This window comes from Leisingera sp. F5, assembly GCF_001593695.1.
In genome coordinates this window covers 205,962-216,109 of sequence record NZ_LUKH01000008.1, presented here as the reverse complement: position 1 = coordinate 216,109, position 10,148 = coordinate 205,962, and the positions used below count along the sequence as shown (strand labels likewise).

General features: G+C 60.5%; 11 protein-coding genes. 4 read left to right on the top strand and 7 right to left on the bottom strand.

Features of this window, described 5'->3' with window-relative positions; translation table 11 throughout:
* The 4 genes from A2I95_RS07425 to A2I95_RS07410 all read left to right on the top strand — a co-directional run.
* On the top strand, nt 1–1,007 hold a 1,007-nt coding region (locus A2I95_RS07425; protein WP_291729150.1), incomplete at its 5' end, for an aminomethyltransferase family protein.
* A 71-nt stretch (nt 1,008–1,078) separates the two neighbouring features.
* Nucleotides 1,079–1,690, top strand: coding sequence for a dimethylamine monooxygenase subunit DmmA family protein (locus A2I95_RS07420; RefSeq protein ID WP_291729149.1), 612 nt, complete (start codon nt 1,079–1,081; stop codon nt 1,688–1,690).
* Nucleotides 1,687–2,652 carry a PDR/VanB family oxidoreductase gene (locus A2I95_RS07415; protein ID WP_291729148.1) on the top strand — a complete coding sequence of 322 codons (966 nt, stop codon included), beginning with the start codon at nt 1,687–1,689 and terminating at the stop codon, nt 2,650–2,652. Before A2I95_RS07420 ends, A2I95_RS07415 begins: the two co-directional genes overlap by 4 nt.
* An 11-nt stretch (nt 2,653–2,663) precedes the next feature.
* Nucleotides 2,664–3,707 carry a DUF3445 domain-containing protein gene (locus A2I95_RS07410; RefSeq protein WP_291729147.1) on the top strand — a complete coding sequence of 348 codons (1,044 nt, stop codon included), beginning with the start codon at nt 2,664–2,666 and terminating at the stop codon, nt 3,705–3,707.
* 299 nt (nt 3,708–4,006) lie between these two features.
* Here the strand turns inward: A2I95_RS07410 and A2I95_RS07405 are convergent, their stop codons facing one another.
* From A2I95_RS07405 to A2I95_RS07375, 7 genes are all read right to left on the bottom strand, one after another.
* On the bottom strand, nt 4,007–4,663 hold the full coding sequence (locus tag A2I95_RS07405) for an XRE family transcriptional regulator (RefSeq protein WP_291729146.1): 657 nt from the start codon (nt 4,661–4,663) through the stop codon (nt 4,007–4,009).
* 241 nt (nt 4,664–4,904) lie between these two features.
* Nucleotides 4,905–5,450, bottom strand: coding sequence for a tetratricopeptide repeat-containing protein (locus A2I95_RS07400; protein ID WP_291729145.1), 546 nt, complete (start codon nt 5,448–5,450; stop codon nt 4,905–4,907).
* A gap of 13 nt (nt 5,451–5,463) precedes the next feature.
* Complete coding sequence (locus A2I95_RS07395; RefSeq protein ID WP_291729144.1) at nt 5,464–6,171, bottom strand: ABC transporter ATP-binding protein; 708 nt, start codon at nt 6,169–6,171, stop codon at nt 5,464–5,466.
* Entirely contained in the window at nt 6,161–6,928 is a 768-nt protein-coding gene (locus A2I95_RS07390; RefSeq protein WP_291729143.1) for an ABC transporter ATP-binding protein, read from the bottom strand. Before A2I95_RS07390 ends, A2I95_RS07395 begins: the two co-directional genes overlap by 11 nt.
* Nucleotides 6,925–7,905, bottom strand: coding sequence for a branched-chain amino acid ABC transporter permease (locus tag A2I95_RS07385; protein WP_291729142.1), 981 nt, complete (start codon nt 7,903–7,905; stop codon nt 6,925–6,927). The genes A2I95_RS07390 and A2I95_RS07385 overlap by 4 nt, the downstream gene beginning before the upstream one ends.
* On the bottom strand, nt 7,898–8,767 hold the full coding sequence (locus tag A2I95_RS07380; RefSeq protein ID WP_291729141.1) for a branched-chain amino acid ABC transporter permease: 870 nt from the start codon (nt 8,765–8,767) through the stop codon (nt 7,898–7,900). The genes A2I95_RS07385 and A2I95_RS07380 overlap by 8 nt, the downstream gene beginning before the upstream one ends.
* Nucleotides 8,768–8,841: 74 nt before the next feature.
* The gene (locus tag A2I95_RS07375; RefSeq protein ID WP_291729140.1) at nt 8,842–10,131 is read right to left on the bottom strand and encodes an ABC transporter substrate-binding protein; all 1,290 of its coding nucleotides are present in this window, start codon (nt 10,129–10,131) and stop codon (nt 8,842–8,844) included.
* Nucleotides 10,132–10,148: the final 17 nt, after the last annotated feature.

Sequence of the window (10,148 nt, the reverse complement as noted above, 5' to 3'; positions counted from 1 at the left end):
TCCGCACCAAGGCGGGCCTGATGGACGTGTCCGGCCTCAAGAAAGTCCACGTCGTGGGTGAACACGCAGCTCAGGTCATCGACCGGGTCACCACCCGCAACGTCGAAAAGATCATGCCGGGCCGCTCTACCTACGCCTCGATCCTCAACGATCAGGGCAAATTCGTGGACGATTGCATCATCTACCGCCTATCAGTGAACAGCTGGATGGTTGTGCATGGCACCGGAACCGGCATGGAACAGCTGAACGCGGTTGCCGCAGGCAAGAATTGCTCGGTGATCTTCGACGACAACCTGCACGATATGTCGCTGCAGGGCCCCGTTGCGGTGGATTTTCTGGCCGAATACGTCCCAGGCATCCGCGATCTGGCCTACTTCGGCATCATCCAGACCAAACTATTCGGCTGTCCTGTGATGATCTCGCGCACCGGCTACACCGGCGAGCGCGGGTACGAGATTTTCTGCCAGGCCAAGGACGCGGTTCACCTGTGGGACAGCATCCTGAAAGAAGGCAAAGGCTTGGGCATCGTGCCGGTGCAGTTCTCGACGCTCGACCTGCTGCGCACCGAAAGCTACCTGCTGTTTTACCCGGGCGACAACTCCGAGACTTATCCGTTCAACGATGAGACCTGCGGCGACACCCTGTGGGAGCTGGGACTGGAGTTCACTGTTTCTCCGGGCAAGACCGGCTTCATCGGCGCCGAAAACCACTATGCCGCTGAAGGCAAGGAGCGGTTCAAGATCTACGGCGTCGTGCTGGAAGGCACCACCCCGGCGGACGAAGGCGCGGACCTGCTGCAAAACGGCGAAAAAATCGGCGTTGTCACCTACGGCATGTATTCCGAGGTCAACAAGCACAACGTGGGCATTGCCCGGATGCCGGTCGCCTGTGCCAAGCCTGGCACCGAACTGACGGTCCGCAATGGCGATGGCTCCGAGATTGCCGCCACCGCCGAAGAAATGCCCTTCTATGACAAGGACAAATCGATCCGCACCGCAAAGGGCTGATCCGGATCCCGGGCGCCCCCGCTTGGGGGCGCCTGCTTTCGTTCACCCGGACTGCAGGAAAAGCGACCCACATGTCTAAGACCGTATTCCCCCCTTCCATCAACAGCCGCCCCGTCTATGGCGAGCTTGAGGCCCGTCCCGGCAGCGGCCACCTGATGATTGCCGACGCCGAAGGCGCAGAGGCGATCCTTGACCTGGCCAAAGCCACAGACAAGGATTTCTGGGCCAAGGCCCACGTCATCTACATCCCCAAGAACACCGGCACCAAGTACAGCAGCCAGCTGGAACAGCTGGGCGCTGGCCAGTATTACGCCGGTCCCTCCTATGAAGCCGCGCAAAGCCGCATCCGCCGCGCCCTGCAGGACTGCCATATGGGCACCCAGGTCTATCTGACCGGCACCGAGAGCCTGATGGGCCAGGCCATGGCCGAGGCCACCACGGCCGGCATTCCGCATACCGCGATCCAGACTGAGCACCGCGGCTCCACTGCACGCCGCATGCAATGCGTGCACTGCAAGGGCATCACCGAGGACGTCACCACCGACCCGTTTGAATGCAGCCACTGCGGCCTCAGCCTGTTTGTGCGCGATCACTATTCGCGCCGCCTTGCGGCCTTCCAGGGAGTGCGGGTGGATGCCGAGGATCCGGGCAACATCCCCGAAAAAGTGGAGCTGTTCAAATGAGTGCTGGCACCGCAAAACTGAATGTCACCGTGGCTGAGGTCAAACCGATCAATGATCTTGTCACCCGTTTCAAATTTGTCCGCACCGGCGGCGGCGACTTGCCCACGTTCTCCGGCGGCGCCCATACCGTGGTCGAGATGCAGGATGGCGATATCACCCGGCTCAACGCCTACTCCTTGATGTCCAATCCGGCCGACCGCGGCGCCTACACCATCTCGGTCCGCCGCGACGACGAAGGCCGCGGCGGCTCCAAATTCATGCACAGCCAGGTGAAAGAGGGCATGGAGATGGTGATCTCCAATCCAGTGAACCTGTTCTCGCTGGATCTGCGCGCCAAGAAACACCTGATGCTGGCCGGCGGCATCGGCATCACGCCTTTCATGGCGCAAATGCATCAGCTCACCATGATGGGCGGCCAGTTCGAGCTGCACTATTCGGTGCGCAACGCCTCGCTTGGCACCTATGCCGAGGAGCTGGAAGCAAAATATCCGGGCAAGGTGCATATCTATCATGACGACCAGGACGAGGCGATCGACCTCAAAACCCTGATCGCCACCCAGCCACTGGGCACCCATGTGTATGTCTGCGGCCCCAAGGGCATGATCAACTGGGTGCATGGCACGGCCGAGAACATGGGATGGCCGCGCGAGGCGGTTCACTCCGAGGAGTTCCTGGCGCCGGCCTCTGGCAAGCCGTTTGAGGTAAAGCTGGCGGTTTCAGGCAAGGTGATCCAGGTCGGCGAACATCAGTCGCTGCTCGAAGCCATCGAAGCAGCGGGCGTCGACGCCCCCTATCTCTGCCGCGGCGGCGCCTGCGGCCAGTGCGAAACCAATGTCGTCGGTTATGATGGCAAGTTCCTGCACTACGACCACTGGCTGAACGACGAACAAAAGGCCGGCGGCAAACATATCATGCCCTGCGTGTCGCGCTTTGAAGGCAAGACACTGGTTCTGGACCGCTAAGGGAGAAAAAGATGACTATCCAATTCAACGACGAAACCTTCTACGGCGATTTCACCTTCAAGAACTCGGACTGGGCGATCAAACGCTTCCCCTTCCCGTTCCACGAAGACAGCTACATGTATTCCGTCAACATGGAGCCGCATAAATCCTACCGGCCAGGCTCGGTGTTCGAACGCACCTTTGATGTGGACGAGCACTATGTGGCGGAAATGAAGGACCGTGCCCGCGTGCTGGCCAACGACCCGCTGCGCTGCCAGTCGCTGCCGCATATGACGCTGGCCGGCTGGGATCTGGTCGAGCTGATCATGGAAGCCAAGGCGGCCGAATACCCGGATCTGTTCGAACTGCACAAGGACGGCAACCGCTGGCGCTGGGTGAACAAGCCGCTGGGCATCGACGATACCTTCACCTTCCTGGATGAAAGCACCCTGCCCTACGGGCCGATGGAGTACATCACCCGCCAGACCCAGGGCGATTTTGCTGTGCTGGACCAGCGCGACGACAACCTGTGGATGGATGCCGGCATGGTCACCACCCAGGCGGACTGGAGCCTCGATTTCGACATCGGCATGAACTTCTTTGAATGGCACGCACCGGTGCCCAAGGCGAATGAAATGGGCATCTTCGTGCGTGCGCTGAAGTTCCTTTTGAACATTCAGCAGGGCCAGCCGGCCCGGCGCCTGAATTGGACCATGACCGTCAATCCGCTTCTCGACACCTCCCCTGAGAACTACCACAAATGGGGCGTGATGAAGCAGGATCTGACGATGGAGAACATCGGCGAAAAGCAGCATCTGCGGGTCGAGCTGCAGACCTTTTTCCGCCTGCCCCGGTCCAACGCGCTGGTGTTCCCGATCCGCTGCTACCTGATCCGGTTTGAGGATCTGGTCACAGTGCCGAAATGGGCCCGCCGTCTGCACCGGGTGATCCGCGACCTGCCGGAGGAGCTGGCAACTTACAAGGGCTTCATCGACAACCGCCCGCTGATGGTGGAATACCTGTCGCAGTTCGACGATGGCAGCCCGACCTCGGATGGTATCTGGGCAGACGACTGATTCCGAAGGAACCCGGCGGGCCGCCCCTACCCCCTGTCATTAAGGCCCGCTTCACTGACTGCCGCCGCCTCTGGCCCGGCAGTTTTTTTTGAACCAGGGCACTCCCGCCCCAGCAAAAGACGGCAGGCACAGCCTGCCCTCTTTACAGCGTTGGGCCAGGCAGCGCGCTTCGCGCGCTGCGGGTGAAAAGCGGCAAGCCAGACGCCAAACGCAACAGCGCCGCGCTAGGCGCGGCGCTTGGCCCAACTGGAAAGGGGCATCTTCAGATGTTCCGGCACAGGCGGGAGGTCCGCCGCCGGTCAGCTTGACTGCGGATAAGAAATGATCGACAGATAGCGCGCAGGCAGTTTGATCAGCTGTTCCGGCCCATGCGGCGCGTCAGCGTCAAAAAACAGCGTGTCCCCGGGCTTCAGCGGAAAAACCTTGTCGCCATGCCGGTAATCCACCTCACCTTCCAGCATATAGAGCATTTCAACACCATCATGCTGGAAGGTCGGGAAGACATCCGACTTCTCGGTCAGGGAGATCATGTAAGGCTCCACCAAAACACCGGAGGCATTGGCGCCCAGATGCCCCAGCAACTGATACTGATGCCCCGCCCGCGTACCAGCACGTTCGGTTTCGACGCCTTCGCCCGATCTGGTATGCACCGCCTCGCGGGTTTCCTCGAAACGGCGAAAGAAAGACGTGATCGGCACGCTCAGCGCGTTGGCCAGCAGCTGCAGCGTGGTCAGCGACGGCGATGTATTACCGTTCTCGATCTTAGAGAGCATCCCGATCGACAGGCCGGTCAATGTGGCCAGGTCGGCCACCGTGATGCCCTGCTGGCGCCGGAACGACCGGACCTCGCGGCCAATGGCCACTTCGAGAACTTTTTCCGCGCCGTCGCGGACCCGGTGCGGATCTTGAGAAAGGTTATTTGCCACTGTGTCGCTATCGTCTTTGGGTTTAGCCACTGTGTTATCTTCCTTATGGACGGCTTCTGACAAGCGCGCAGCGGGCGATACGTAAAATCTTTTCTGGACGCAAGAAACCACGCGAAAATTATTTTACTGGCATTACCACTTTTTCCCAAGCCCTCACCGCCACAGGAAAGAAATTTGTTGCCGTGCCGCCAGCCCGGCAGGAGCGCAGACAAAGAAACCCGGACCATCTGGCCCGGGTTTCTGAATGCCGGCATTATTGACTTGGGTACATTCAGTCATCCAGCAGCAGCAAACAGGCGCCAAGAACCTTGCGCGTGCCGTCAAATACCACTGGTTTTTCGCCGCGCCAGCGGCTGGCATGGCGGTGGCCGACCGGCCAGCCGGAGGTCAGGCTGCGCAGGGTCTCACCAGTCTCCGCTGCGATCCGGCCCACCCGGGTTTTCAAATTGGCATGAAAAGTATCCCGGTGCAGTGCTTCCATCCGCAAATGAAACAGCGATGACCGGCTGCGCGGTGCGATCTGCATGGCGTCCACCTGCTCCGCCGCCCTGGCCCAGATCGCCAATGCACGGGCCTGCAGTTTTTCCGCCTCTTCCAGCGCACCGGCCCTGAAGTGCAGCCTTGCCAGATTGGCAGGCGGCGCTGCGCGGCGCAGATCATTTGCCGGCAAAGCAACCAGCGCCAGCAAATCTGCTAGCCGGAACAGCCGCATCGCCTTGCGCGGGCGGTTCTGTCCGGCCTCAGCCAGCGCCCGCTCCATCAGCCGCTCCCAGATCAGGTCGGCACGGGACCAGCCGGCCTCGCGCGCCAACCGCATTTCCGCGTCCCGCTTAAAGCCCCAGATACGCGGCGCGGACGTGTTCGTTTCCGTGAAGCTCATCTGCAGGTCCCTCCATTGCTGCATTCCCCGTTTCCAGAACATAGGCATAATCGGCCATCTCCAGCGCCAGCTCGGCGTTCTGCTCGACCAAAACCACGGATAATCCGTTGGCATTGATCTCTTCGATGATCCGGGCGATTTCCTCGACAATCACCGGCGCCAGCCCCATTGACGGCTCATCCATCAGCAAAAGCCGCGGCTTGGACATCAGTGCGCGCCCGATTGCCAGCATTTGCTGCTCACCGCCCGACATGGTCTTCGCCATCTGGGTGCGCCGCTCGCGCAGCCGCGGAAAGCGTTTAAAGACATCTTCCAGATCCTCCTCCACCCCATCCGCATCCTTGCGCAGAAACGCCCCGGTGCGCAGGTTCTCCTCCACTGTCATATCCGGGAAGATCCGCCGCCCCTCCGGCACATGGGCAATGCCGTTTGCCACCACTTTATGCGCCGGCAGGTGGTCGATGCGATTGCCCTCGAAAGTGATCTCGCCCGCGGTGATCGGCAGCATCCCCGACATTGCCCGCAGGGTGGTGGTCTTGCCCGCCCCGTTGCCACCGATGATAGTGACGATCTTGCCCTCCGGTACCGCAATCGAGATGTTCCGGATCGTGTTGATCTTGCCGTAGTTGACGGCGATGCTCTTCATCTCAAGCAACATGGCGCGCGCCTCCCAGATAGGCCTCGATCACCGCCGGATGGTTGCGGATCTCCTGCGGGCCGCCTTCGGCCAGGAACTTGCCAAAGCTCATGCAGGTGATGTTGTCGCACAGCCCCATGATCGCCTGCATGTCATGCTCGACAATCAGGATGGTGATGCCATCCGCCTTCAGCCGCTCCATCAGATCCATCATCTGCCGGGTCTCTTCCGGGTTCATGCCGGTGAACGGCTCATCCAGCAGGATCACATCCGGATGGCTGGCATAGGCCACCGCCATGCCCAGCGCCCGCTGGTGACCATGACTCAAGTCTCCCGCGCGCTCGTGCATCACATGATCCAGGCCGAAGAACTCCAGTGCTTCCTTGGCGCGCGCCTTAGCGCCGCTGCGGTCCTCCTTGTCCCAGCCGATGATCGCGGCAAAGATATTCGGGCGGAACGGCATATGGGTGCCGACCAGCGCATTCTCCAGCACCGTCAGTTCGGCAAACAGCGTCGAGTGCTGGAAGGTCCGCACCACCCCGCGCCGGGCCACCTCATGCATCTGCAGGCCGGAGATATCCTCACCCCGCAGCAGCACCTGCCCCTCTGTCGGCTTGTAGAAGCCCGAGATCATGTTGAAGGTCGTGGTCTTGCCCGCCCCGTTGGGGCCGATCAGGCCGTGGATCGTGCCATGCGCCACCTTGAACGACAGGCTGTCCACCGCCGTCAGGCCGCCAAACCGCATGGTCAAGTCTTTGACTTCCAGAAAATCCGTCATTCTGCCGGGCTCCGTTCCGGCGCGCCGCCTGCGGCACGTCTTTGAGTGAATTTCTGCACGATGCTTTCCAAGCCATTTGGCAGGAACAGGATCGACAGGATCATGATGGCGCCATAGATCAGCGGCCGCATCTGCTCGAGGCCGAGTTCTCTTAGTACAATCTCGTTGACAACGGTCAGCACCACGCAGCCCAGGATCGGCCCATAGAACGTGGCGGTGCCGCCAACGATCGCCCAGGTCAGCACATAGACCATCAGGTCTATATCAAAGGCATTGGGACTAATGGTGCCAATGTAATGCGCCAGCAATGCGCCGGAAATCCCGGCAAAACCCGAAGCAATGGCAAAGGCCAGCGTCCGGTAGGCCCGCACATTCACGCCAGAAGCCTGCGCCAGCTTGTCCTGCCAGTGAACGGCATGGAAGGTGAGGCCGACGGGCGACTTCTCGATCCGCCACAGGATCCACAGACAGACCGCCACAACGGCACTCGCGAAATAGTAGTAGGAGGTCGGCTCGAAGAAATCGAATTGGTAGAACCCGACCGAGAAATCCGGCATCGGGTCGATCCCCTTGATCCCCTTGGCGCCGCCAAACGGATCCCGGAACCGCTTCCACAACAGGCGGATGATTTCCCCCGCCGCGAACGATCCGATCAGGAAATAGAACCCTTTCATCCGGAACAGCGGGAACGACAGAAGCACCGCAATCAGCGCCGCAATCACCCCGCCCAGCAGCATCGAAACCGGCACATAAACGCCAAGTTTTTTGGTCAGCAGGGCCGAGGAATAAGCCCCCACCCCCATGATTACCACATGGCCCAGCGACCATTCGCCAGTCAGAGTCAGCAACCGGTAGCTGGCCACCAGCAGCACGTTGATCGTCAGGAACACCAGGATTTCCTGCTGCGAGAAGCTGAGCCCATGCGGCAGGGCAATCAGCGCGGCCAACGCCGCGACCCAAATCAGGAACTTAGGCACGGTCGGCACTCCCAAACAGGCCGGTCGGCTTCACGATCAGCACAACCAGCATCAGCGACAGCCCGACGATGTCAGCCAGCACGCCGTCATAGAAAGTGGTCACAAAGGTATGCACCAGCGCGTAAGCCACCGAGGCGACGATGGCCCCCTCCAGCGACCCGACCCCGCCGACGATGATGACGATAAAGGCAGTGACAATAACCGAATGGCCCATATGCGGGTTGACCGAAACCAGCGGCGCGGTCAACGCCCCGGCAATCCCGGCCAGACCGGCGCCGATGAACATGGCAATCCGCGCGGTCATGGTGATTGAAATCCCCTGCAGCGCCGCGGCTTCAGGATCCTGGGCTGATGCGCGCAGCGCCCAGCCGAATTTGGTCCGCTTCAAAAAGTACCAAAGCACCGACAGCAGCACGATTGCGGCGATGATCACATAAAGCCGCCCCACTGGCAGCCGCACCTTCTCCGTGAACACGATGACTTCTTGCGTCACTGGCGGGATATGCACCATCCGCACGCCGAACCCCATCACCGCCAGCGCCTGCAGGATCATCAGAAACCCGATCGAAGCGACCAGCCCGCCCAGTGGATTGTCCTTCAAAGGCCTGAACAGCGCCTTTTCCATCAGCAGGCCCAGACAACCGACAAACAACAGGCCAATGGCAACTGCGACAAAGAACGGCACGTGCAGCTCTGCATAGAGCGCCACAATCGCATAGGCGCCCGCCATGAACAGTTCGCCATGGGCAAAGTTGATCACCCCCATGACACCAAAAATCAGCACAAGCCCCACAGCAACAAGGGAAATATAGCTCGCAGCATACACGGCGTTAAGGCCGGTCTGCGCCAGAAGGTCCAGCATCGGATTGTCTCTTTATTCAATCGGTCTGCGGTGCGGGGAATTGGCCCGCACCGCGGGATGGCCTGGCTGAAAGGTCAGCTGCGCTGATCCCACATCTGATCATAGGCCTGCATGTGCTTGATCAGCAGATCACCGTGTTTCGCATACCAGTCAGGAATCGAGCGGAAATCCTTGATCCTGGCCTTACCGCTTTCGATCGCCACCACCGGCCAGTCGCCGACCAGCGCGTTGTCGATGCCGAACAGCTCAGTCCCCCACCAATCCGCGTCACCAAAGGCATGCTTGCCCTTGCCCTCTTTCATCGCCGCTGCCACCGCATCCGGGCTAGCCGATCCAGCTTTCTCTGCTGCAGCCTTCCACAGATCCATGATCGAGGCATATTCCCAGCTCACCGCGCCCCATTGGCCCGGGTGGCGGGTATTGAACTCCTCATAAAACCCGTTCGGATCAGTAAAATTGATGTTGTCGCCATTCAGCGCCGGATCGTCAAAATCCGGGAACTGGAAGACGAAACCTTCCATGAACTCTTCAGACGTTTTGGCGATCATCTGGTCATAGAAATCCGCGGTGCAAGAGATGATCTGCCCCTTGAACCCCTGCTGGAACAGCTGCTCGGCAATCGGATGCACATAGTCGCTGTAGCAGGTGTCGAGGCAGACGATATCCGGGTTCTTGCTGATCAGCCGGGTCACCACCGGTGCAAAATCCGTGGTTGCCGGGTCAAACAGCAGCGGCGCGTCCAGCATCTCGATCCCTGCCGCCTCAAAGGCCGCCAGATAGGTCGCGATCGAGGGCAGGCCAAGCGCATCGTCCTGCGCGCACATCACCGCTGTCTTCAGCTCCGGCTTGTTCTCGGCCAGCCACTCCACACCGGTCACATTGTAGATCGGGTGCACCTCAGCCGGTGCAATCAGCGTGTTTGTTTCGGGTGACAAGTCTGACGGCAGCAGGGTCGAGAACAGCATGCCGGTCTTGTCCGCCACCGGCTGCACACCGGGCCAGGTGTCACCGCCCAGCATCATGATAAAGCTCACACCGTCCTCGCGGATCAGCTTGGTGGCCCCGGTGCGCGCCTTGGCCGGATCGTATTCGTTGTCATAGGCTACGAACTCGACGTCATAGCTGCCATCGCCCAGCTTGATGCCGCCCGCGGCATTCACCCGCTCGGCCCAGATCTGGCAACCGTCCAGCCCGAGCTTGCCCCAGGCTGCAACTGCGCCGGTTAATGGCGCCAGAAAGCCGATCCTGATGGTATTGCCCGCCGCCAGTGACGCGGCCGGCAGCCCGGTACTCATCGCGGTGACCGCTGTCGACTTGAGGAACGTCCTCCGGGTCAGCCCCGATTTCACGATCTTGGAAATCATTTTCTTCTCCCATGTCG

Coding starts and splice junctions, on each gene's coding strand:
- A2I95_RS07420 (WP_291729149.1), top strand. CDS start 1,079: ATGTCTAAGACCGTATTCCCCCCTTCCATCAACAGCCGCCCCGTCTAT.
- A2I95_RS07395 (WP_291729144.1), bottom strand. CDS start 6,171: ATGTTGCTTGAGATGAAGAGCATCGCCGTCAACTACGGCAAGATCAAC.
- A2I95_RS07410 (WP_291729147.1), top strand. CDS start 2,664: ATGACTATCCAATTCAACGACGAAACCTTCTACGGCGATTTCACCTTC.
- A2I95_RS07390 (WP_291729143.1), bottom strand. CDS start 6,928: ATGACGGATTTTCTGGAAGTCAAAGACTTGACCATGCGGTTTGGCGGC.
- A2I95_RS07375 (WP_291729140.1), bottom strand. CDS start 10,131: ATGATTTCCAAGATCGTGAAATCGGGGCTGACCCGGAGGACGTTCCTC.
- A2I95_RS07380 (WP_291729141.1), bottom strand. CDS start 8,767: ATGCTGGACCTTCTGGCGCAGACCGGCCTTAACGCCGTGTATGCTGCG.
- A2I95_RS07415 (WP_291729148.1), top strand. CDS start 1,687: ATGAGTGCTGGCACCGCAAAACTGAATGTCACCGTGGCTGAGGTCAAA.
- A2I95_RS07400 (WP_291729145.1), bottom strand. CDS start 5,450: ATGCGGTTGGCGCGCGAGGCCGGCTGGTCCCGTGCCGACCTGATCTGG.